The sequence below is a fragment of the Bacillus cereus group sp. MYBK108-1 genome, from assembly GCF_051917185.1.
Lineage (GTDB): Bacteria > Bacillota > Bacilli > Bacillales > Bacillaceae_G > Bacillus_A > Bacillus_A cereus.
In genome coordinates this window covers 13,179-35,766 of the sequence record NZ_JBQAHZ010000035.1, presented here as the reverse complement: position 1 = coordinate 35,766, position 22,588 = coordinate 13,179, and the positions used below count along the sequence as shown (strand labels likewise).

Here is a 22,588-nt window from a genome sequence, read left to right as displayed (position 1 = left end):
TTGTTTACTAAAATGAAGAATTATACGTATTGAATTTTTGTAGGCATTTTTGGATCTGTATCGTGAATTTCAAAGGATTCACCCACTCCAAATCCTTTTTCCTCTAGTACTTGTGATACTGACATACGCGCTAGTTCTTTCATGTTATTATCTAAGCTTAAATGGGCTAAATAAATATGCTTTGTCTCATCTGTAATTACATCTGCCATCGCTAATGCAGCATCCTCATTACAAACATGCCCAACGTCACTTAAAATACGTCGTTTAATGCTCCATGGATAACGTCCCATACGAAGCATTTCTACATCATGATTACTTTCAAATACGAAAGCATTAGCTCCCTTAATAACGCCTTTCATACGGTCACTTACGTATCCCGTATCTGTAATAAGCGCTAACTTCCTATTATTGTTATGGAAAGCATAAAACATCGGTTCTGCCGCATCATGAGAAACTCCAAATGACTCGACTTCAATATCACCAAAGGTTTTCACATCACCAACTGAGAAAATAAACTTTTGTTCAGTTGGGATATTTCCTATTAAATGTTCCATTGCATTCCATGTTTTCTCATTCGCATAAACAGGTAAATCATATTTACGTGCCAGTACACCTAAACCTTTAATATGATCACTATGCTCATGCGTTACAAGAATACCTGATACATCATTTATATTCAGTTCTGCTTGTTTAAATAAAGCCTCTGTTGCTTTACCACTTAAACCTGCGTCGACTAGTAATTTTTTTTCATCGGTTCCTACGTATAGCATATTTCCTGTACTTCCACTTGCAAGTACGCTAAAATGCAACCCCATTCTTTCTCACTCCAGTATGTTCATCAACCACTTGATTTTCCTTTTCTCCTAATTCCATAACTTGTCCTTCAATTGCATTCACAAAGAAGTCCTGCTTCTGCTCCGTTTTCAAATTCCACGTTGGAGCCAGTACTTGGTTATTAGAAGTAGATGCGGTAAGAGTGGCATAACCAATTTGCGCTTCTTTAACATGCGTATTTCCATGAATTTTATTTTTTAAATACAAATTTTCTAAAGCTGTTTGAGCCGTAATAATTTCTTGCTCTTTCGTTTTTTCACCTTCGCCCATTTCTTTTAAATCAGTTAGCATTGTCTGCGTATATGAAACAAGTTCATTTTTTTCATTTAATTCCACAACAATCATCGCCTGATTATTATAGAAAATAGGCTTATCTTTATATTTTTGGAAGAAATAAATTTTAGAGTCTTTCACCGCTCCAAATTCATACTTTTGTCCATCCAATACATAGTTCTTCAAAAATTCATTATACTTATCTTTTGATAATGATTTCGTATTTAAAAAAGGCTCTTTTAGCTTACTTTCTATCTTGTACATATTTTGTATATGCACCGTTTGATTTTTCAAAGACTGTATATCTTCTTCTTTAAAGGCTTTATTTTCCGCTCTAATAAATGACTCTTTTTTCGGTTCTTTAGGGATATTTCCCATCGTAATTTTGTTTGCTTTTAATTCTTGATCTATCTTTGTTTCTGCAATAAGCTCCAATTGATTACTATCTTGCTTTTGAATGAATTGGAAAATGAGAAAGAGGTCCAAAACAAAAAAGGTCACAATAAATATGGTTTTAATCCGATCCCAATCCATTTAGTCCTCCCTCACTCCACTCATAGATTTTCTGTTTACCTGTTTCATCTTCAACAAGCTTTACATACCAAATTGGTTGTAATCGAACTACTTGTCCATCTAGTGATAACTTGTATCCAATACCAATATCCTTAATTACTTGTTTCTTTATCTCTGGATTATTTTCTAGGGATGCTATTACAACATGCCCTGACGGAAGAGTAACCTTCTGTTCTATACCTTTAGTATTTAAAGACAGCAACGGTCTTTCATATTCCATTACTTCTTCTGATCCCCATATTTGTCTCAATTCAGCTAATCCATCTTCATTGAATACTGAATATCCATCTTCATTTAAACGAAATACTGTCTCTCCTTTATTCATATAGTCCAAACGATATGAATCCAAACTTCCACTGTGACCACTTACGAATTCAAAGCTTTTTTGTAAAAGCATTAAATTATCTATCGTTTTCTCAGTTAAGACAGAAGAGTTTTTATACTTTAGCATGTGACGATCGTTTTCAATTTCCATGGATCTAATACCATCTGTAAATGTTTCTTTCGACATCTCGGTAATCGGACTTAAATAACGAGGATCACTAAACAGAGCATTCTTAAACGTATCAACTGCTAAATTAGATGAAATATATGTTATATTGTTTAACTCTGTCGTTCCATCTGGTAAAAATAACTTTTTCATATCATTAAGTTGATAATCAAAATAAGGCTTTGCTGATACTATAAATTGATTTTGGGCATTTACAATATCTTTTAAATACACGCCACTTAATTTTGCCTCGTATATTTTAAAGTTATCACCATCAGAAACAAAGTTAATTTTAATTTCTTGATCCTTACTTCGAGAAGGATCGAGGAGAATACGATTAAAATGTTTAGGCTTATCTGTACTCTTCTCTTTCATGTTAAACATGGATTTTACTGCATCAAATGGGATATCGGTAGGGAAAACAAGTTCAACTTTCCCTTCACCATGCACATATGAAAGGAAATCACCCTTAGTGATTGATATCTCTTTAAAATCATGTAGTTCCCCTACTTCCAGAGGCTTATAGATTGATTCTATATCTGCCTCTCTTCTGCTCCCATAATGATTTTTATCTTTATGCACGATGATAGAAGTAGGACGGACAACATCGGAAATTTTAGTTTGGTTCATTCCTTCATTTCCCTGCACAAATTTCGCGTTTTGCATGGATGTAGAATCTGGCACATACGTCCATAGGTTAAAAGTAAGAAATAGGCTAATTACAACTAGGTTAATTAAAACTATTGTTTTAAAGTTTTCCATACTCATTCCCAATCGTCCTCTTCATCTGCTGCCATTGGTAACGTGAAATAAATAGTTGTCCCTTTTCCTTCTTCACTCTTCGCCCAAATAGAGCCACCATGTGCCTCAATCATTTCTTTTGCAATTGCTAATCCAAGCCCAGTACCACCCATTTGTCTTGAACGAGCTTTATCTACGCGATAAAAACGTTCAAAGATTTTATCAACGTTTTCTTTTGGAATACCCATTCCTTGGTCACTTACACTAATTTCTAATAAATCACCGCGATCACGTAAACGATATGTTACTGTTCCACCTTCTGGTGAATACTTTAATGCGTTAGAAATAATGTTATACAGCACTTGAGTAATTTTGTCAGTATCCATATCAATAAATCTAGATTTCTTAGAGAAAGATCGTTTGAAACTTACATTTTGCTCTTTAGACATTTCAAAGCGATCAATAATATTATTAAAGAAATCAGTAAAGTCGACCCATTCTTTCATTAAACGATGCTCTGTACTATCAAGTTTAGATAGCTGTAACAACGCATTTACAAGTCTAATCATTCTTTCTGTTTCTTCTTGTGTAACCGTTAAAAATTGTGGTGCAATATTTGGATCCTGCCATGCTCCATCTGTAAGTGCCTCTAAATAACTGCGCATCGTCGTTAATGGCGTCCTTAATTCATGAGAGACATTCGCCACAAACTCACGGCGTTCCCGTTCTATACGCTCCTGCTCTGTTACATCATATAGTACAGCAATTAAGCCGTTTGCCTTCCCTGTTTCTTTTTGAATAACAGAGAAACTAGCACGTAAAATATATGGTTCGTTTCTCGTACTAAAATCTAATAAAACAGAATCTGGCTCTTCATATAAATGATCGAGCGTAAATTCTTCCTGTATCCCTAATACCTCTAAAACAGATTGATCGAGCGCTGTTTCACGAGAAACATTTAACATCTTTTCCGCAGGATCATTTAGTAAAATAATATCCCCTTTTCGGTCAGTAGCAATTACTCCATCTGTCATATGTGATAAAACAGATGATAATTTACGCCTTTCACTTTCTGTAGAAGAACGAGCTTGTTGTAATTTTTTTGATAAATTATTGAAGGATAATGCCAGTTGTCCAATTTCATCATGGCTATGCACTTTTACTTTTCTCGAATAATTTCCTTTTGCCATTTCGATTGCTTGTCTCCGCATATCTGAAATTGGTCTTGTAATTGTTTGAGCCAATAAAATCCCAAGTACGGCCGTTACTAATAAAGCAATTACTGTTCCCGTAGCAAAAATTTGATTTATATCCTTCATTTGTTTATATACATCTTCCATAGATGCCACAATGTAAATAACACCAAGCGCATCCTTACCGTTATCATCTAGAATCGGAGTAAGCATAACTTGAACACGATGACCTGTACTACCATCCTTCTCAATTTTCACTTCCGGCTTTTTTTGTACTAACACTCGCTGAACAGCTATATCAGTTGATGTTCGATTCACCTTATTCTGCTTTGATTCATCTGAAATAGCCAGTAACTTTCTGTGCGAATCAAATACACTTACCTCTTGTATAACTTTCTTCTGATCAGAGGCAAATTTTCGAATTGAAGTTTTAATCGTTTCATCTGTTGACTCTGTTTCTGCTTTTGTATAACTTTTTTTAAACTCTTGCTTCAAATTATATGATAATAAGTTTGTTTGCTGCGTTAAAGAATCCCTAAAACCTTGTACTAAGCTCTTCTCTAATTCCCTTACGAAATATACTCCAATAACTTGCATCGCTATTAATATTAATAGCATATATATAAGCACAAATTTTAAATGAATAGATTGAAAAAAACCAACTTTCTTCATATACTATTCCTGCTCTGGGTCACGCAAGTAATACCCTACTCCACGTCTAGTTACAATTAAAGTAGGATGGCTTGGATTATCTTCAATTTTTTCACGCAAACGACGTACTGTAACGTCTACTGTGCGCACATCTCCAAAATAGTCATAACCCCAAACTGTTTGTAATAAATGTTCGCGTGTCATAACTTGTCCTAAATGTTTCGCTAAATAATGTAGCAACTCAAATTCACGATGTGTAAGCTCGATATTTTCCTCGCGCTTCGTTACACTATATGCATTTGGATTGATCACAATTGGTCCAATAACCATTTCTGTATTTTCTTCTTTTTCCGCAGCACCACCTTGTTGATGGCGGCGTAAATTCGCCTTCACACGAGCAAGCAATTCCCTCGTACTAAATGGCTTCGTTACATAATCATCTGCCCCAAGCTCGAGCCCTAATACTTTATCAATCTCAGAGTCCTTTGCTGTAAGCATAATAATCGGCATTTCTGAGCTTTTACGTATTTCACGGCAAACCTCTAAGCCATCTTTACCTGGTAGCATAATATCTAATAAAACCATATCTGGTTGCTCTTCATTAGCCTTTTCAATTGCTTCATCACCATCATGCGCCATTACTATTTCAAAACCTTCTTTTTCTAGGTTAAACTTCAAAATATCTGCAATCGGCTTTTCATCATCAACTACTAAAATTTTCTTTCCCATCATCGTCTATTTCCTCCTTATAAAAATATGGTCAATAATCCCTAAACATATTGATGTTTACATAGTATGTCCTATATGACCGCATCCTTTGTTTAAGTATTTTCTCCTCTATTCTCATAGACTCATGTATGATCCACTTTTACACGGCATCCTATACGATCTATAGAAAAACCTCTAGCTTCAACTGCTAGAGGCTCCTCGTTCTATTTTAAAATAACTACTCAGTTTTGTAAAATTACATAAATAAAAAGGATATTAAGTGGGCCCACTTAATATCCTGAGAGTGGCTCGGGACGGAATCGAACCGCCGACACGAGGATTTTCAGTCCTCTGCTCTACCGACTGAGCTACCGAGCCAAAACTATATATAAAACCACTAATGGTGGTATAAACAAAAGTGGCGGTCCCGACCGGGGTCGAACCGGCGATCTCCTGCGTGACAGGCAGGCATGTTAACCACTACACCACGGGACCAAAAATAAGCAAAAAAAACATGACCCGTACGGGATTCGAACCCGTGTTACCGCCGTGAAAGGGCGGTGTCTTAACCACTTGACCAACGGGCCACGAAAAATAAAATGGTGAGCCATGAAGGACTCGAACCTTCGACCCTCTGATTAAAAGTCAGATGCTCTACCAACTGAGCTAATGGCTCATACTCACCAACGTCATATTTTCGTGACGACAAGATGTATCATAACATGTATTCTGTATTTATTGCAATACTTTTTTTGTTTTTTATAAAAGAATAAGAAAAAACTCATGCAGACATGAGTTTTTTCTAAAAAATGTTAATTAAGCTTCGTATACGTTACGAACAATATTTGTTTGGTTACGATCTGGTCCAACTGAGAACATAGATATTTGAATTCCTGTTAACTCAGAAACACGTTCTACGTATTTTCGTGCATTTTCAGGAAGTTCATCTAATGATTTTACACCAGTAATATCTTCTTCCCAACCTGGAAGCTCTTCATATACAGGCTCACATTTCGCTAAAATGTTTAAGTTAGCTGGAACTTCATCAATAACTTCGCCATTGTATTTGTAAGCTACACAAATTTTAAGAGTTGGAATACCTGTTAAAACGTCGATAGAATTTAATGATAGATCCGTTAAACCACTAACACGACGTGCATGTCTTACAACAACGCTATCGAACCAACCTACGCGGCGTGGACGACCAGTTGTCGTTCCATACTCGCGACCAACTTCACGAATTTGATGACCAATTTCATCATGAAGCTCAGTAGGGAATGGACCATCACCAACGCGGCTTGTATATGCTTTACATACACCTACAACGCGAGTAACTTTCGCAGGACCAACTCCAGTTCCAACTGTTACACCACCAGCAATTGGGTTAGAAGATGTAACGAACGGGTACGTACCGTGGTCAATATCAAGCATAACACCTTGCGCACCTTCAAATAATACACGGTGATTATTATCTAATGCATCATTTAATACAACAGACGTATCACATACATATTGCGCGATTTGTTGCCCGTACTCGAAGTACTCTTCGAAAATTTCTTCTACAGTGAAACCTTCTGTATCGTACATTTTTTCAAATAAACGATTTTTTTCTACTAAATTGCGCTCAAGCTTCTCTTTAAATGCTTCACGGTCTAAAAGATCAGCCATACGAATACCAATACGAGCAGCTTTATCCATATATGCAGGACCGATACCTTTTTTCGTTGTACCGATTTTGTTATCACCTTTACTTGCTTCTTCTAACTCATCTTGTTTTAAGTGGTAAGGTAAAATAACATGTGCACGGTTACTTACACGTAAATTATCAGTACTTACACCACGATCGTGTAAGTATTTTAACTCTTCAAGTAATGCTTTTGGATCTACTACTAATCCGTTTCCGATTACACAAATTTTCTCTTTATAGAAAATACCAGATGGAATTAAGTGTAATTTATATTTAACTCCGCCGAAAACAATTGTATGTCCCGCGTTATTTCCACCTTGATATCTTGCAACTACTTCCGCATGCTCAGAAAGAAAATCAGTGATTTTACCTTTTCCTTCGTCGCCCCATTGTGTTCCTACAACTACTACTGAAGACATTATTAAAGCACCTCCGCAATTTTCAAACGATCTATTCAAACAATATAATTGTACCAAAACCGAAAGAGAAGTCAACCGAAAAGCGAACATTTTTTCACAAAAAAACATTTTCGTTCGTAAGAATTATATATTTAACTTATGAAAGCCTTATCTTTCTTATAAAAAAAAAGAAACACATCTTATTATAAGAAATGTGTTTCTTTTTTATACTGCCTTTATGCCGGTGGAGCATGTCCATCCTCAAAACGACGTTCTAAGTTAACGAACTTATTGAACTCTTTGACGAATGCAAGTTCCACTGAACCTACTGGACCGTTACGTTGTTTTGCAATAATAATTTCAATTGTATTTTTGTTTTCCGTTTCTCGATCATAGTAGTCTTCACGATATAGGAAAGCTACAATATCAGCATCCTGCTCAATACTTCCAGATTCACGAATATCAGACATCATCGGGCGTTTATCTTGACGGGATTCTACACCACGAGATAACTGTGATAAAGCAATAACAGGCACTTGCAATTCACGCGCAATCCCTTTTAAGGTACGAGAAATCTCAGATACTTCCTGCTGACGGTTTTCTCCTGATTTCCCACTTCCTTGAATAAGCTGCAAATAGTCAATCAAAATCATACCAAGACCTTGTTCTTGCTTTAATCTACGACATTTTGCTCGAATCTCATTTACTTTAATACCTGGCGTATCATCAATATATATACCAGCATTTGAGAGACTCCCCATTGCCATTGTTAATTTTGCCCAATCATCGGAAGTTAATGAACCAGTACGAAGTCTTTGTGCATCAATATTCCCTTCTGCACAAAGCATACGCATAACAAGCTGATCAGCACCCATCTCCAAACTAAAAATCGCTACATTTTCATCCGTTTTCGTCGCTACGTTTTGTGCAATATTTAATGAAAATGCCGTTTTCCCTACTGATGGACGTGCTGCCACGATAATTAAATCATTTCGTTGGAAACCTGCTGTCATCTTATCTAATTCAGTAAACCCAGTTGGTATCCCAGTAACTTCACCCTTTTGATTATGCAAAAGTTCAATTTTGTCATAAGCATCTACAAGAACATCTTTAATATTTTGGAATGCTTTTGCATTCGTTTGATGGGATACTTCTAATATTTTTTTCTCAGCCTCGTTTAAAAGACCATCCACATCATCTTCTCTCTCGTATCCATCCGATACAATATGAGTCGCCGTGCGAATTAAACGACGTAAAAGCGCCTTTTCAGCGATGATGCGTGCGTAATATTCTACGTTAGCTGCAGTTGGCACAACTTCTGCTAACTCTGCTAAGTAAGAAACCCCACCAACCTCTTCTAGTAATCCTTGATCAGCCATTGCTGATGTCATCATTACTAAGTCAATCGGCTCTCCCTTATCAGATAGCCCAAGCATGACTTCAAAAATCTTTTGATGTTTCGTTCGATAGAACGAATCAGGTACCAATAACTCTGATGCTGAAGTTAACGCATCTTGATCAATCAATATGGCCCCTAAAACCGCCTGCTCAGCCTCTATATTATGCGGAGGGGTACGATCAGCAAGTACATCACTCATACGCAATCCTCCTTGCTTAATTTATTTTTATTGTTCACTAACATGAACTTTTACTGTTGCTGTTACTTGTGGATGCAATTTCACAGTAACGTTTGTATAACCTAACGCGCGGATTGCATCGTCCATTTCAAATTTACGTTTATCAAGTTTAATCTTGTGTGATTTTTGCATTGCATCTACGATTTGTTTGCTTGTGATAGAACCAAATAAACGGCCACCTTCTCCAGATTTCGCCTTTAATTCTACAGTTAATTTCTCTAAAGTCTCTTTTAACTCTTTTGCATTTTCAAGCTCTGCTGCTGCATCTTTTTCTTCTTTACGCTTTTGAGCTTCTAAAGTTTTCATACTGCTATTTGTTGCTTCAGCAGCTAATCCTTGTTTTAGTAAGAAGTTATTTGCATAGCCATCTGGTACGTTTTTTACTTCTCCTTTTTTACCTTTACCTTTTACGTCTTTTAGAAAAATTACTTTCATGATTGTGTGCCTCCCTGTAAATAGTCATCAATAACAAATCGAAGCTTCTCCTCAGCTTCATCTACTGTAACATTTTTCATCTGTGTGGCTGCATTCGTCAAATGCCCGCCACCGCCTAAGTTTTCCATAATTAGCTGCACATTTACTTCACCTAAAGACCTGCTGCTAATTCCAATGAGATTCTCGCCACGTTTCGCAACAACAAATGATGCAATAATCCCTGTCATCGTTAATAACGTGTCTGCCGATTGCGCAATAAGCACTTGATCGTAGTAATCATCACTATCAACTTTAGCAATCGCAATTCCATTTTTATAAATGTACGCATTTTTTATAGCTTTTGCAACCCGTAAATACTGATCCATATCTTCCTTTAAAAGTTCTTGTACAAGTACAGTATCTGCACCATGTGAGCGTAAATAAGAAGCAGCATCAAATGTACGAGCCCCTGTCCGGAATGTGAAACTTTTCGTGTCGACAATAATACCCGCTAACAATGCCGTCGCTTCTAACATTGTCATCTTTAAATTTTTAGGTTGATACTCAAGTAATTCTGTAACCAATTCTGCCGTTGAAGAAGCATATGGTTCCATATAAACTAGCAATGGGTCTTCAATAAAATCTTCTCCACGGCGATGATGATCAATAACTACCACATTTTCAATTTTATGTAACAGTTTTTGCTCCATCACCATAGAAGGTTTATGCGTATCGACAACAACAAGTAACGACTCATCATTTGCAAATTCCATCGCTTGCTCTGGAGTAATAAAATGAGACCATAACTCCTCATTTTGTTTCACTTTGTCCATCAAACGCTTAATTCCTTTATCGGAATCATTTTCATCTAACACAATATATCCTTTACGCTCATTTAATTGAGCCACTTTTAAAATACCAATCGCAGCACCAATTGCGTCCATATCGGGAGCCCTATGCCCCATAATAATGACATTACTACTTTCTAATACTAAATCCTTTAACGCATGCGAAATGACCCTGGCGCGTACACGGGTACGTTTTTCAACCGGATTTGTCTTACCTCCATAGAACTTAACTTTACCTGTCGCTTGTTTAATAGCTACTTGGTCTCCCCCACGCCCAAGCGCAAGATCTAAACCAGATTGAGCCATTGCTCCAAGCTCTGATAAAGGTAAATCACCTGATCCGACACCCACACTTAATGTAAGTGGTATATTCCTTTTAGATGTTTCTTCACGCACCTGATCTAAAATGCTAAATTTCCCTTTCTCCATCTGCGTCAAAATACTTTCATTTAGCACAACGAAGAATCTTTCTGAAGATGCACGTTTTAAATAAGCACCATACTTAAGTGCCCATTCATTTAGTCGCGATGTCACAAGACTTGTTATATTCGTACGTAATTGATCATCTAATCCTTGTGTAACTTCATCATAATTATCCAAATAGATGACAGCTAAAACAGTCCTTTGATCCTCGTACATCTTTTCAATTTCTGTTTGTTCCGTTACATCAAAGAAATAAATTAACTTTTCTTCTTTCCTTACAAAAACGCGAAACTTTCGATTATTTAAAGAGACTATATCATCAGAAGTTTCTCCTTTAATGAAAAGAAGTAATGTTTCTGATACATCGTAAAGGTGCCATCCAGCTAATGCGTGCTGTCCCAGACATGAAGATAAATAAGGATTTGCCCAATCAATCCCATAATCCTTATTGTATAACAAAATACCAATCGGCATTTGGTTAAATGCTTCATTACTTACTTTCTTTACTCTTGTAATCATATCTGTCGTATGCTTTTCGAAATTCCTTTGAAAATTAAGTTCAAATCGTATAACGATAAAGAATACGATACAAAAAATGACAAAAGCAGCTATACCCATAATTAAATGAAAATAACAGAGAATTGAAATGAGCACAAACACAAAAAATGCCAATACATAAACAGGATATAAAAACCACTGTTTCTTATCAAATTCAGGCATGTATACAACTCCTATAAAGTAAAACTAACTTACCTTCCAGTTAGTTAAACAGATTAAAATAGTATAAGGAATATTATTTTATCCCCCTATTTTAGAACGCAATGAAATCCCTAAGTCAATTATACCTAAGATTGTCACAAGAGGAAACAGCATCGGAATAAACATGCATGCAATAAAACTAATAATAGGAACCCCTTTAGTAAAACCTTTTCTATACGCTAAAAAGGCGATAAATGTCAGACCTTGCAGTACAAGCAATAGTGCAAATATGACATTTAGGTTAGAAAATACCATATGTAAATATGATGTTGGTTCTACTTTTATAAAAGTTGCTAACAAAATAAATATAACGTAATACCAAATGATACTCTTTGGTAATTGTATATCTTTAAATTTAGGCCAAGATATAACTTCATGTTTTAACTTTTTCAAAACACTACCTGATATTATCACTGTAATCCAAGAAAAACATACTGAAACTAGCACAAGTATACTTGGAAGTAACGATTGTAATATATCATTCATTTGTGCAAGTAGCTCTTTTTGTTCCTTACTAATCGGCATACCTGTAGCACTTACTATCTTTTCGCTTTTCGCCATACTTTCACTAAACATACTTTGCATTTGCTTCATTATATCTATGTTGAAAAACTTTATACTCGCAACATAAATAAGTACAAAACCAATTAAGTATGCAAGCGTCCCCGCTATTAAGATTTCAACTGGCTTTTTTCTTGTTTTATACATATATCCTAAAACAATCCCTATCAATCCAAACATAATTGTCTTCACTAAATTCAGCGGTTGACTCACAATAATAGTAACAAAAAGTGCTGCTACAAAAACCACGAGCACATTAGATAGTTTATGTCTTATCATTAATAGTATAAATGGTAACGGCAACGCAAAAGTTACAACTGTACCCAAAATCGGAACATACATAGATATAAGCAATAAAATTGCATATATAGCTAATAATGCTGCACCTTCTGTAATAAACTTTGTTTGTTTCACATTTTAACCTCTCTTTCAAAAAGAAAAGCATAGCAAAATGCACAGTAGAGTCCGACTCTACTGTGCATTTCATACGCTATTATTCACCAACATATGGTAAAAGTGCCATTTGACGAGCACGTTTAATTGCAACTGTAAGTTTGCGTTGGTATTTTGCGCTTGTTCCTGTTACACGACGAGGTAAAATTTTACCACGCTCAGAAACGAAACGTTTTAATAAATCAACATCTTTATAGTCAATGCGAGTGATGCCGTTAGCTGTGAAGAAACACACCTTACGACGTTTCGCACGTCCACCTTTGCGTCCTGCCATGTCTATTTCCCTCCATTCTTTGTTAAAACTAACAAATTTACTGTATTAGAACGGTAAATCGTCGTCGGAAATGTCGATCGGTTGACCTACATTTGAAAATGGATCGTCATTCTTCGTAAATCCAGAGTTACCTTGGTTACCTGAATTACTAGATTGACCAAATGGGTTAGAGCCTTGGTTACCGAAACCAGCTCCTGATGGTTGCTGATTAAATGAACCACGTTGCTCCCCACCGCCATTACGCGGCTCTAAAAATTGCACGCTTTCCGCAAGAACTTCTGTTACGTATACACGTTTACCATCTTGTCCCTCGTAATTACGAGTTTGAAGACGCCCATCTACGCCTGCTAAGCTACCTTTTTTCAAATAATTTGCTACGTTTTCTGCTTGTTTACGCCATATTACACAATTAATAAAGTCAGCTTCACGCTCACCTTGCTGATTGGCAAATGCGCGATTCACAGCTAACGTAAAAGTAGCTACTGCGACACCATTGGGCGTGTAACGTAAGTCAGGGTCCTTAGTTAAACGACCAACGAGGATAACACGATTCATCAATCGAACCACTCTCCCTTATATATCAATTATTTTTCTTCTTCTTTAACAACGATATGACGAAGGATGTCTTCGTTGATCTTAGCTAAACGGTCGAATTCGTTAATCGCTTCTGCGTTAGATTTCACGTTTAAGATCATGTAGAAACCTTCACGTAAGTCGTTGATTTCGTAAGCTAAACGACGCTTACCCCACTCTTTCGTGTTAATGATTTCTGCACCATTGTTTGTTAAAACACCTGCAAAACGTTCAACTAAAGCTTTTTGAGCTTCTTCTTCAACGCCAGGACGAATGATGTACATAATTTCGTACTTTCTCATTACACTTTCACCTCCTTTTGGTCTAAACGGCCCGTAATGGGCAAGGAGCAATTAATTTATAGTAATTACTCACGAGTTTAGATTATATCATAGTAAGTTATATGAATCAACTCACCAATACATAAAAAACTTGGCAAACATATAATATATTTGCCAAGTTCATATCTTTATTTTTCCTAGGAAATATTAAATTAAACGTTAAAACGGAAGTGCATAACATCTCCGTCTTTTACGATATATTCTTTTCCTTCTAAACGTACTTTTCCAGCTTCTTTTGCAGCTGTCATAGAACCGTTTGTCATTAAATCATCGTAAGAAACTGTTTCTGCACGAATAAATCCACGCTCAAAGTCTGTATGAATAACACCAGCACATTGTGGTGCCTTCATTCCTTGTTTAAATGTCCAAGCACGTACTTCTTGAACGCCAGCTGTAAAGTACGTAGCAAGTCCTAATAGGTCATATGCTGCACGAATTAATTGATCTAAACCAGACTCTTCAATTCCTAATTCTTCAAGGAATACTTTTTTCTCTTCTTCGTCTAATTCAGCGATTTCTGATTCAATTTTTGCACATACAACGATTACTTGAGAATTTTCATTTGCTGCAAATTCTTTTACCATTTGTACGTATTTATTTTCCGAAGGATCGATAATATCGTCTTCACTTACATTCGCTACGTATAACATTTCTTTTGTTGTAAGTAAATGAAGGCCTTTAACAATCTTCATCTGCTCTTCTGTAAATTCAACAGTACGAGCTGGTTTTCCCTCTTCAAAAGCTTCTTTTAAACGAACTAAAATTTCATGCTCATATACCGCTTCTTTATCTTTTTGTCTTGCTAATTTCGCAACACGCTCGATACGCTTATCAACAGACTCTAAATCCGCTAAAATTAGCTCTAAATTGATTGTTTCAATATCATCAATTGGATCTACTTTCCCTGAAACGTGCGTAATATTTTCGTCTTCAAAACAACGAACAACTTGGCAAATTGCATCTACTTGACGAATGTGAGATAAGAATTTATTTCCTAAACCTTCACCTTTACTAGCACCTTTTACGATACCTGCAATATCAGTAAACTCGAATACAGTCGGAACAGTCTTTTTCGGTTCTACTAATTCCGTTAATTTATTTAAACGCTCATCTGGTACTTCTACAATCCCTACGTTTGGATCAATTGTACAGAATGGATAGTTCGCAGATTCTGCTCCTGCTTGTGTAATTGCATTAAATAAAGTGGACTTCCCTACGTTAGGTAATCCAACAATCCCAGCCGTTAATCCCATATTTTTCACTCCTATGTCTCAATCTTTCATCATTATAGATAGTAACGAAAAAAATGACAAGTTTCCGCCAAACGAAAAAAAGTAACAGTTACCTACTGTAACTGTTACTCTCCCTCTATTCTTCGTGCTTCACAAGTATTTTTTTCACCTTACGATCAAACTCTCTTCGAGGAATCATTACTGAATGGTCACACCCCTCGCACTTAATGCGGATATCCATTCCCATACGAATAATTTTCCAACGATTCTCGCCACATGGATGGGCTTTCTTCATTTCCACAACATCATACAAGTTATATTCCTTTTGCTCCATTCTCCAAACTCCTCTCCATACTAAATTGCTTTTCCACTAACTAATTCTTCACGATTATATAAAACCATACGTGGATATGGAATTTCAATTCCATGTAAATCAAGACGATTTTTAATCTCTTTACGAAGTGCCCTTGCAATAACTGCATGTTGCATCGGTTCTACTTCAGCAATAACACGTAATATAACTTCTGATGCAGCTAATGTTTGCACACCTAATAATTGAGGCGTTGTTACCATTTTTTCGTACTTTGAAGGTAATTCTACTAATAACTCTTCAATAACTTGCTCTGCTTTCGCAATATCAGCCTCATATGAAATAGATACATCAACAAACGCTACACTATTACTAACTGAGTAGTTAGTAACTTGAATAATACTTCCATTTGGTAAAGTATGAATTTCACCTGTCCAACTCTTTACTTTCGTTGTACGAAGTCCAATTTCTAAAACGACTCCTTCAAATTGACCGATTTTAACATAATCGCCAACTGAAAACTGATCTTCTAACAAAATAAATAAACCTGTAATAACGTCTTTCACTAAACTCTGAGCACCAAATCCGACTGCTAAACCAATTACCCCAGCACCCGCTAATAAACCTGATGCATTAATATCAAATACACCTAAAATCGCAATTAGCATAATGAACATAACAACGTACGCTACAATATTTTCAAGTAATTTCGCTACTGTAACTGTACGACGTTCTGAAATTTGAATTGGAGAACGACTCCCCATACGAAACGCATTTCGTACAACCGCCCTTGCAATTCGCACAACAACTGCACCAATTGTTAAAATAATACATATTTTTAATGTCGCAACTCCAATATGAGCCCAACGATCAGCATCTAATAAATACTGTTTCATAGAATTAAACCACTTCGCTAATAAATCCATGTACCTCTACCTCTCTAGCTAAAATTTCTTTTTAGTTACCCTTATTATTGTATCAGAAGTCCCCTAATTGCTGAAAAAATTTTATGATTTTAATCCTATTTTATCCCCGACATCCAGGTATAAAATGGAACGAATATATATATACTAGTACTATTATTTCCGTTTTCATTCACATTTTGCAAAAATTACGCACTTATAACTTTCCATTTTCCTCACCATATAACATATATTGAAAATTTATTAAAAGGATGGGTGCTTCATGAATATTGGAAGTTTTCGCTTACCATTTTTTGAGAAAGAAACTCAAAACGTTATGCACCAAGATCTAGAAGCCTCTGAGATAATCAGTAATTTCTTACTTACCCATATTCCTATTAAAACTAATATACCACTCATTCTCGTTTGTATCGGCACAGATCGCTCTACAGGTGACGCACTCGGCCCATTAGTTGGTACAAAACTTGAACAAATAGACATCCAAAACCTCCAAGTATTCGGTACACTAGATGAGCCAGTACATGCGCTAAATTTAGAAGAGAAAATTCAGAATATACAGAAAGAATATCCTACTGCATTTATAATTGCTGTTGATGCATGTTTAGGAAAGTCCCAAAATATCGGATCAATCACTACTGGAAAGGGACCTAGTAAACCTGGAGCTGCTATGAATAAGAAATTACCTGCAGTTGGTGATTTGCACATACACGGTATCGTCAATCTAAATGGGTTTATGGAGTTTTTCGTTCTTCAAAATACAAGATTAAGTTTAGTCATGAAAATGGCTGATGTAATCGCAAAAAGTATAAAAGAGACGGATCAAAAATTATCCGCATTAAAAAAAGCAAACCATCTATAAATAATAAGATGGTTTGCTTTTTAATTTTTCTGTGCTAATAGTTCTAAAATACGATTTAAATCTTCTTTATTAAAAAATTCAATTTCGATTTTACCTTTTTCTTTTTTCGTCTCTTTAATTTTCACATCTGTGCCAAACTTTTCTCTTAAGAACGTTTCACGTTCTACGAAAAATATATTTCGCTCTTTTTTCACTTTTTTTGTTTCACGTGAAACGTGTTGATTAATCTCTTGGACGATTTTCTCTAATTGACGAACATTTAATCCTTCTTTTTCAATGCGTTTCAATAAGGACTTCAATTGTTCTTCATCTTTTATCGTAAGTAAAGTTCTCCCATGAGCCATTGAAAGTTGACCATTTGCAATCATATCTTGTACGAAAGAAGGTAGGCTTAATAACCGAGTATAATTTGCAATGTAAGGTCTGCTTTTACCAAGACGTTTCGCTAATTGTTCTTGCGTTACATTTAGCTCATTCATTAACATCTGGTATGCCATTGCCTCTTCCATAGGATTTAAATCTTCTCGTTGTAAGTTTTCTAACAAAGCAAATTCCATCATTTGCTGTTCAGTTAATTGTCTTACAACCGCAGGTACTTTTTCTAAACCAGCCTCTTTTGCAGCACGAAATCGTCTTTCACCTGCAACAATTTCATATCCTTTAATACTCTTCCTAGCAATTAATGGTTGTAGAATACCGTGTTCCTTAATCGAAATTGCTAATTCCTGAATCGCCTCTTTATTAAAGTGTTTACGCGGTTGATATGGATTCGGCCTTAATTCAGTTACAAGAATCTCCTGAATTGTTTCCTCTTCTTTCACATCTAAATCAGGAAAAAACACATTAATTCCTCTTCCTAATCCTTTAGCCACCTGCAATCACTTCCTCTGCTAAATCTATATACACTTCTGCTCCTCTTGATTTAGCGTCATACTGCATAATAGGTTTCCCATGACTTGGAGCCTCGCTCAAGCGTACATTACGCGGAATAATCGAGCGATATACTTTATCCCTAAAATACTTTTTCACTTCATCTATAACTTGAATCCCTAAATTTGTACGGGCATCCAACATTGTTAACAATACACCTTGAATTGCTAAATTTTTATTTAAATGTTTTTGTACAAGTCGAACTGTATTTAATAGCTGACTTAACCCTTCTAGTGCGTAATATTCACACTGTACAGGAATAATAACAGAATCTGCTGCTGTTAATGCATTAATCGTTAATAACCCTAAAGATGGGGGACAGTCGATAATAATATAGTCATATTCATCACGAACTGGCTGTAATGCTCTTTGCAAACGTACTTCCCGGGAAATAGTCGGTACCAATTCAATTTCAGCACCAGCCAATTGAATTGTAGCGGGTAGAACATCTAAGTTTTCAGTTGCGGTTTTCTGTATAACCCCTTGAACATCTGCATCTTCCACAAGAACGTTGTAAATACATTGATCTAATTCAGATTTTTCAATTCCCACACCAGTCGTTGCATTTCCTTGAGCATCAATATCTACAAGAAGGACTTTTTTACCTACTTGCGCCAATCCAGCCCCTAAATTAACAGATGTTGTTGTTTTTCCAACACCGCCTTTTTGATTAGCAATAGCAATGATTTTTCCCATGATGTCACCTACTTTCAACCTTTCTATCTTATTCTAGTAACAATTACGTTTATTGTAACATGAAATAAAACTTTTTCTTTTACGTCCTTTATTAAACTTCAAAATTTATTTCTAAACTCCTTCTTCATTTAACAAGAAAATATAGTAAAAGAGACCTCTCCAATAGGATAAGGTCTCTAGCACGTCATTATTATTTTTTCTTTGGAATTTTAATTGTAATTTGATAGTACTCATCAAATTCTTCTTCCTCAGAATTAACATTCAAACCACTTTCAGTAACCATTTGTAAAGATTGTCTAATTGTATTCATAGCAATCCTCGTATCTCGACTTACTGCTTTTTGCTTTGCCTTACGCTTCGGTTTCGCTTCCTCTAGTAACTTCGCAATTCGTTCTTCTGTTTGCTTTACATTTAGTTGTTTCTCAACAATTTCCTGTAAAACCTTCAGTTGTAATTCCTCATTTTTTAAAGGAATGAGAGCGCGGGCATGACGTTCTGTAATGCTTTTTTCTAATAATGCACTTTTTATTTCTTCAGGCAACTTTAACAAGCGCAACTTATTTGCGATTGTAGATTGTCCTTTTCCAAGTCGTTGTGCCAATGCTTCTTGTGTTAAATTATGTAACTCAATCAGCTTTTGATATGCCACAGCTTCCTCGATTGCCGTTAGTTCCTCACGTTGCAAGTTTTCAATTAAAGCTACAGAAGCTGTCTCTGTATCATTTAAATTCTTTATAATTGCAGGAACCTTTTCCCAACCTAACTTTGTTGCCGCGCGAAAACGTCTTTCTCCAGCAATAATCTCGTACTTATCATCCTCATATTGCCTTACAACAATCGGTTGAATAAGTCCATGTGTACGAATTGTTAATGCTAGCTCATCAATACGCGCATCATCAAAAACTGTTCTTGGTTGATAACGGTTAGGGGTAATATTTACTATCGGAATTTCTTGTATTTCTTCATATACCTTTTTATCTATCTCTTCATGGCTTTCGTCTTGTAATTCGAATTCGCTCTCTTTATCTCCAAAGCCAAATAAACGAGAAAACGTATTTTTCATACATATTCCACCACCTTTTAGGCCTATTGACTATTCTCCATAAAATGTTTCCTATGAAACATTTACGTTTTCATTTATATAATTTAATCTTACGTCTAATAAGATTTATTTTTCAATAGGTAATTTATTGGGTGTTCCCGGTTTGCGTGGATATTTCTTTGGTGTCTTGCGCTTTTTCTCGATTAATAAAATATTACGTTCACTCTCTTCAAATGGTAATTGGAAAGTAGACATCTCTTTCAACTCTCCGCCTAGCACCTCTAAAGCATACTTGCCATTTTCAATTTCTTCGTTTGCTGCTGCACCTTTCATTGCAATGAATGTTCCTCCAACTTTTACAAGTGGTAAACATAGCTCACTTAATACAGAAAGACGCGCAACTGCACGTGCCATTACAATATCGTATGATTCACGTACACCTTCTTTTTTCCCAAATGTTTCTGCACGATCGTGACAAAATGCAACATCACTTAATTCTAACTTTTGGGCTAAGTGATTTAAGAAATTAATACGTTTTTGCAATGAATCTACAATTGTTACTTTTAAGTGCGGGAAACAGATTTTTAAAGGAATACTTGGGAATCCAGCCCCTGCACCAACATCACAAATTGAGAATGGTTTTGAAAAATCATAATAAAAAGCAGCTGTAATGGAATCAAAAAAGTGTTTTAAATATACTTCTTCTTTTTCTGTAATAGCCGTTAAGTTCATTTTTTCATTCCACTCTACTAATGTTTCAAAGTAGATTTTGAACTGCTCTAACTGTCTAGAAGAGAGGGTGATTCCCTTCTCTTCTAGCATAGATTGAAATTGTTCTATGTTCATCTAGCAATATCTCCTTACTATTTATTGGTTCGATACGCGTGCAATTTTTCCTTGTTCTATATACACAAGTAAAATGGAAATATCCGCTGGATTTACGCCAGAAATACGTGAAGCCTGCCCCATTGAAAGTGGACGAACATCTTTCAATTTCTGTCTAGCTTCTGAAGCAAGGCTAGAAATCGCATCATAATCAATATCTACAGGGATTTTTTTACTCTCCATTTTCTTCATACGCTCTACTTGCTGTAAAGATTTTTCAATATACCCTTCATACTTAATCTGAATTTCAACTTGTTCTTTAACTTCATCACTTAATTCTACTTCACTTGGTACTAAAAGATGAATATGCTCATATGTCATCTCTGGACGACGTAATAAGTCACTTGCACGTATTCCATCTTTCAATTCACTTCCGCCAATATTGCGAATTAATTCTTGAACTTCAGGACGTGGTTTAATAATAATGCTGCTTAAACGTTCCTTTTCCTGTTCAATTTGTAATTTTTTATTTGTAAATCGCTCATAGCGCTCTTCTTTAATTAATCCAATTTCACGACCAACTTCAGTTAAACGAAGATCAGCATTATCGTGGCGTAATAATAGACGGTATTCTGCACGAGACGTTAATAAACGATATGGTTCATTTGTACCTTTCGTTACAAGATCATCAATTAAGACGCCAATATAAGCATCCTCGCGACCTAAAACAACTTCTTTTTTACCTAAAGAACGGCATGCTGCATTAATTCCAGCCATAAGCCCTTGTCCTGCCGCCTCTTCGTAACCAGAAGTTCCATTAATTTGTCCTGCTGTATATAAATTTTTAATCTTTTTCGTTTCAAGTGTTGGCCATAGTTGTGTTGGCACAATTGCATCATATTCAATTGCATAACCTGTACGCATCATTTCAACATTTTCTAGGCCTGGAATTGTTCTAAGCATGTCACGTTGTACATCTTCTGGTAAGCTTGTGGATAAACCTTGTACATATACTTCTTGTGTATTACGCCCTTCTGGCTCTAAGAAAATTTGATGGCGTGGTTTATCATTAAATCTTACTACTTTGTCTTCAATAGAAGGACAGTATCTAGGGCCTGTTCCTTTAATCATACCAGAATACATAGCTGAACGATGTAAATTTTCATCTATTAAACGGTGTGTTTCTGTACTTGTATATGTCAACCAACATGGAATTTGATCCATAATAAATTTCGTTGTTTCAAAAGAGAACGCACGTGGCTTATCATCACCTGGTTGAATTTCTGTTTTACTGTAGTCAATTGTATTACTGTTTACACGCGGAGGTGTCCCTGTTTTAAATCTAACAAGATCAAATCCAAGTTCCTCTAAATGCTCAGATAATGTAATAGACGGTTGCTGATTATTTGGACCGCTTGAATATTTTAAGTCGCCCATGATAATCTCGCCGCGTAAAAATGTTCCAGTTGTAATTACAACGGTTTTTGCTGTATATTCTGCACCAGCTTGTGTAACTACCCCTTTACATACACCTTCTTCAACGATTAAACGCTCTACCATTCCTTGGAACAACGTTAAGTTTGGTGTTTCTTCAATTGTTTTCTTTAATTCATGTTGGTAAGCGAATTTATCAGCTTGCGCTCGAAGTGCACGTACGGCTGGTCCCTTACCTGTATTTAGCATACGCATTTGAATATGAGTTTTATCAATATTACGTCCCATTTCTCCGCCTAATGCATCAATTTCACGAACAACAATCCCTTTTGCTGGTCCACCAACAGAAGGGTTACATGGCATGAATGCTACCATATCCAAGTTAATTGTTAACATTAATGTTTTTGAGCCCATTCGTGCTGCCGCAAGACCAGCTTCACATCCTGCATGACCTGCACCGATTACTATGACATCGTATGAACCGGCATTGTATCCCATTGTTTATT

Annotated in this window: 22 protein-coding genes and 4 tRNA genes; 1 reads left to right on the top strand and 25 read right to left on the bottom strand. The window is 35.9% G+C overall.

Translation table 11 applies throughout. From position 1 onward, the window contains the following. Positions 1-20 precede the first annotated feature (20 nt). The 20 genes from ACTFSL_RS28315 to ACTFSL_RS28220 all read right to left on the bottom strand — a co-directional run bounded on the left by ACTFSL_RS28315 (position 21) and on the right by ACTFSL_RS28220 (position 16,299). Positions 21-815: an MBL fold metallo-hydrolase gene (locus ACTFSL_RS28315; RefSeq protein WP_000522837.1), complete on the bottom strand. Its 795-nt coding sequence runs from the start codon at positions 813-815 to the stop codon at positions 21-23. After that, on the bottom strand, positions 799-1,641 hold the full coding sequence (locus tag ACTFSL_RS28310; protein WP_000383740.1) for a two-component system regulatory protein YycI: 843 nt from the start codon (positions 1,639-1,641) through the stop codon (positions 799-801). The genes ACTFSL_RS28315 and ACTFSL_RS28310 overlap by 17 nt, the downstream gene beginning before the upstream one ends. Further along, positions 1,622-2,938, bottom strand: a complete 1,317-nt coding sequence (locus ACTFSL_RS28305; RefSeq protein ID WP_000061560.1) for a YycH family regulatory protein — start codon at positions 2,936-2,938, stop codon at positions 1,622-1,624. Before ACTFSL_RS28305 ends, ACTFSL_RS28310 begins: the two co-directional genes overlap by 20 nt. Continuing rightward, positions 2,935-4,776, bottom strand: a complete 1,842-nt coding sequence (gene walK, locus ACTFSL_RS28300; RefSeq protein ID WP_000755367.1) for a cell wall metabolism sensor histidine kinase WalK — start codon at positions 4,774-4,776, stop codon at positions 2,935-2,937. The genes ACTFSL_RS28305 and walK overlap by 4 nt, the downstream gene beginning before the upstream one ends. A gap of 3 nt (positions 4,777-4,779) precedes the next feature. After that, the gene (gene walR, locus ACTFSL_RS28295; protein WP_000971865.1) at positions 4,780-5,487 is read right to left on the bottom strand and encodes a cell wall metabolism DNA-binding response regulator WalR; all 708 of its coding nucleotides are present in this window, start codon (positions 5,485-5,487) and stop codon (positions 4,780-4,782) included. A gap of 281 nt (positions 5,488-5,768) precedes the next feature. After that, positions 5,769-5,841: transfer RNA gene (locus tag ACTFSL_RS28290), tRNA-Phe, on the bottom strand. Between the two features lie 41 nt (positions 5,842-5,882). Further along, positions 5,883-5,958: transfer RNA gene (locus ACTFSL_RS28285), tRNA-Asp, on the bottom strand. 20 nt (positions 5,959-5,978) lie between these two features. Further along, positions 5,979-6,050, bottom strand: a tRNA-Glu gene (locus ACTFSL_RS28280). 13 nt (positions 6,051-6,063) lie between these two features. Beyond that, positions 6,064-6,139, bottom strand: a tRNA-Lys gene (locus ACTFSL_RS28275). Between the two features lie 140 nt (positions 6,140-6,279). Beyond that, a complete protein-coding gene (locus tag ACTFSL_RS28270; RefSeq protein WP_000100238.1) occupies positions 6,280-7,569 on the bottom strand; it encodes an adenylosuccinate synthase in 1,290 nt (429 codons plus the stop codon). 215 nt (positions 7,570-7,784) lie between these two features. Further along, on the bottom strand, positions 7,785-9,146 hold the full coding sequence (gene dnaB / locus ACTFSL_RS28265) for a replicative DNA helicase (protein ID WP_001286148.1): 1,362 nt from the start codon (positions 9,144-9,146) through the stop codon (positions 7,785-7,787). A gap of 27 nt (positions 9,147-9,173) precedes the next feature. Continuing rightward, positions 9,174-9,620: a 50S ribosomal protein L9 gene (gene rplI, locus ACTFSL_RS28260; RefSeq protein ID WP_000864228.1), complete on the bottom strand. Its 447-nt coding sequence runs from the start codon at positions 9,618-9,620 to the stop codon at positions 9,174-9,176. Beyond that, positions 9,617-11,590 carry a DHH family phosphoesterase gene (locus ACTFSL_RS28255; protein ID WP_001113785.1) on the bottom strand — a complete coding sequence of 658 codons (1,974 nt, stop codon included), beginning with the start codon at positions 11,588-11,590 and terminating at the stop codon, positions 9,617-9,619. The genes rplI and ACTFSL_RS28255 overlap by 4 nt, the downstream gene beginning before the upstream one ends. Before the next feature lie 78 nt (positions 11,591-11,668). Continuing rightward, a complete protein-coding gene (locus tag ACTFSL_RS28250; RefSeq protein ID WP_000814840.1) occupies positions 11,669-12,604 on the bottom strand; it encodes a YybS family protein in 936 nt (311 codons plus the stop codon). A gap of 79 nt (positions 12,605-12,683) precedes the next feature. Then, on the bottom strand, positions 12,684-12,917 hold the full coding sequence (rpsR, locus tag ACTFSL_RS28245) for a 30S ribosomal protein S18 (protein WP_000918873.1): 234 nt from the start codon (positions 12,915-12,917) through the stop codon (positions 12,684-12,686). A gap of 45 nt (positions 12,918-12,962) precedes the next feature. Next, positions 12,963-13,475, bottom strand: coding sequence for a single-stranded DNA-binding protein (gene ssb, locus ACTFSL_RS28240; protein WP_000981966.1), 513 nt, complete (start codon positions 13,473-13,475; stop codon positions 12,963-12,965). A 26-nt stretch (positions 13,476-13,501) separates the two neighbouring features. After that, on the bottom strand, positions 13,502-13,792 hold the full coding sequence (gene rpsF / locus ACTFSL_RS28235) for a 30S ribosomal protein S6 (RefSeq protein WP_001233778.1): 291 nt from the start codon (positions 13,790-13,792) through the stop codon (positions 13,502-13,504). Between the two features lie 191 nt (positions 13,793-13,983). Then, positions 13,984-15,084, bottom strand: coding sequence for a redox-regulated ATPase YchF (gene ychF, locus ACTFSL_RS28230; RefSeq protein ID WP_000524657.1), 1,101 nt, complete (start codon positions 15,082-15,084; stop codon positions 13,984-13,986). A 115-nt stretch (positions 15,085-15,199) separates the two neighbouring features. Beyond that, a complete protein-coding gene (locus ACTFSL_RS28225) occupies positions 15,200-15,397 on the bottom strand; it encodes a DUF951 domain-containing protein (protein ID WP_000435485.1) in 198 nt (65 codons plus the stop codon). A 20-nt stretch (positions 15,398-15,417) separates the two neighbouring features. Beyond that, the gene (locus ACTFSL_RS28220; RefSeq protein WP_330939794.1) at positions 15,418-16,299 is read right to left on the bottom strand and encodes a mechanosensitive ion channel family protein; all 882 of its coding nucleotides are present in this window, start codon (positions 16,297-16,299) and stop codon (positions 15,418-15,420) included. Positions 16,300-16,558: 259 nt separating this feature from the next. On the opposite strand from ACTFSL_RS28220, the gene yyaC reads away from it, so the two are divergent. Then, positions 16,559-17,155, top strand: a complete 597-nt coding sequence (gene yyaC / locus ACTFSL_RS28215; protein WP_001020714.1) for a spore protease YyaC — start codon at positions 16,559-16,561, stop codon at positions 17,153-17,155. Between the two features lie 20 nt (positions 17,156-17,175). Here the strand turns inward: yyaC and spo0J are convergent, their stop codons facing one another. The 5 genes from spo0J to mnmG all read right to left on the bottom strand — a co-directional run bounded on the left by spo0J (position 17,176) and on the right by mnmG (position 22,580). Beyond that, positions 17,176-18,027 carry a stage 0 sporulation protein Spo0J gene (gene spo0J / locus ACTFSL_RS28210; RefSeq protein ID WP_001051832.1) on the bottom strand — a complete coding sequence of 284 codons (852 nt, stop codon included), beginning with the start codon at positions 18,025-18,027 and terminating at the stop codon, positions 17,176-17,178. Then, positions 18,020-18,781, bottom strand: a complete 762-nt coding sequence (gene soj, locus ACTFSL_RS28205) for a sporulation initiation inhibitor protein Soj (RefSeq protein WP_000516114.1) — start codon at positions 18,779-18,781, stop codon at positions 18,020-18,022. Before soj ends, spo0J begins: the two co-directional genes overlap by 8 nt. Positions 18,782-18,971: 190 nt before the next feature. Next, on the bottom strand, positions 18,972-19,844 hold the full coding sequence (gene noc, locus ACTFSL_RS28200) for a nucleoid occlusion protein (RefSeq protein ID WP_000799016.1): 873 nt from the start codon (positions 19,842-19,844) through the stop codon (positions 18,972-18,974). Positions 19,845-19,949: 105 nt separating this feature from the next. Next, positions 19,950-20,669 carry a 16S rRNA (guanine(527)-N(7))-methyltransferase RsmG gene (gene rsmG, locus ACTFSL_RS28195; protein ID WP_001019628.1) on the bottom strand — a complete coding sequence of 240 codons (720 nt, stop codon included), beginning with the start codon at positions 20,667-20,669 and terminating at the stop codon, positions 19,950-19,952. 21 nt (positions 20,670-20,690) lie between these two features. Then, a complete protein-coding gene (gene mnmG, locus ACTFSL_RS28190; RefSeq protein ID WP_000541031.1) occupies positions 20,691-22,580 on the bottom strand; it encodes a tRNA uridine-5-carboxymethylaminomethyl(34) synthesis enzyme MnmG in 1,890 nt (629 codons plus the stop codon). Between the last annotated feature and the right edge of the window lie 8 nt (positions 22,581-22,588).

What these genes read in the sequence shown, in the direction of transcription:
- soj (WP_000516114.1), bottom strand. Translation starts at nt 18,781, where the DNA reads ATGGGAAAAATCATTGCTATTGCTAATCAAAAAGGCGGTGTTGGAAAA.
- walK (WP_000755367.1), bottom strand. Translation starts at nt 4,776, where the DNA reads ATGAAGAAAGTTGGTTTTTTTCAATCTATTCATTTAAAATTTGTGCTT.
- walR (WP_000971865.1), bottom strand. Translation starts at nt 5,487, where the DNA reads ATGATGGGAAAGAAAATTTTAGTAGTTGATGATGAAAAGCCGATTGCA.
- ACTFSL_RS28315 (WP_000522837.1), bottom strand. Translation starts at nt 815, where the DNA reads ATGGGGTTGCATTTTAGCGTACTTGCAAGTGGAAGTACAGGAAATATG.
- yyaC (WP_001020714.1), top strand. Translation starts at nt 16,559, where the DNA reads ATGAATATTGGAAGTTTTCGCTTACCATTTTTTGAGAAAGAAACTCAA.
- rpsR (WP_000918873.1), bottom strand. Translation starts at nt 12,917, where the DNA reads ATGGCAGGACGCAAAGGTGGACGTGCGAAACGTCGTAAGGTGTGTTTC.
- ACTFSL_RS28220 (WP_330939794.1), bottom strand. Translation starts at nt 16,299, where the DNA reads ATGGATTTATTAGCGAAGTGGTTTAATTCTATGAAACAGTATTTATTA.
- ychF (WP_000524657.1), bottom strand. Translation starts at nt 15,084, where the DNA reads ATGGGATTAACGGCTGGGATTGTTGGATTACCTAACGTAGGGAAGTCC.
- mnmG (WP_000541031.1), bottom strand. Translation starts at nt 22,580, where the DNA reads ATGGGATACAATGCCGGTTCATACGATGTCATAGTAATCGGTGCAGGT.
- ACTFSL_RS28270 (WP_000100238.1), bottom strand. Translation starts at nt 7,569, where the DNA reads ATGTCTTCAGTAGTAGTTGTAGGAACACAATGGGGCGACGAAGGAAAA.
- noc (WP_000799016.1), bottom strand. Translation starts at nt 19,844, where the DNA reads ATGAAAAATACGTTTTCTCGTTTATTTGGCTTTGGAGATAAAGAGAGC.
- rpsF (WP_001233778.1), bottom strand. Translation starts at nt 13,792, where the DNA reads ATGAGAAAGTACGAAATTATGTACATCATTCGTCCTGGCGTTGAAGAA.
- dnaB (WP_001286148.1), bottom strand. Translation starts at nt 9,146, where the DNA reads ATGAGTGATGTACTTGCTGATCGTACCCCTCCGCATAATATAGAGGCT.
- ACTFSL_RS28255 (WP_001113785.1), bottom strand. Translation starts at nt 11,590, where the DNA reads ATGCCTGAATTTGATAAGAAACAGTGGTTTTTATATCCTGTTTATGTA.
- ACTFSL_RS28305 (WP_000061560.1), bottom strand. Translation starts at nt 2,938, where the DNA reads ATGAGTATGGAAAACTTTAAAACAATAGTTTTAATTAACCTAGTTGTA.
- rplI (WP_000864228.1), bottom strand. Translation starts at nt 9,620, where the DNA reads ATGAAAGTAATTTTTCTAAAAGACGTAAAAGGTAAAGGTAAAAAAGGA.
- ACTFSL_RS28225 (WP_000435485.1), bottom strand. Translation starts at nt 15,397, where the DNA reads ATGGAGCAAAAGGAATATAACTTGTATGATGTTGTGGAAATGAAGAAA.
- ACTFSL_RS28310 (WP_000383740.1), bottom strand. Translation starts at nt 1,641, where the DNA reads ATGGATTGGGATCGGATTAAAACCATATTTATTGTGACCTTTTTTGTT.
- rsmG (WP_001019628.1), bottom strand. Translation starts at nt 20,669, where the DNA reads ATGAACATAGAACAATTTCAATCTATGCTAGAAGAGAAGGGAATCACC.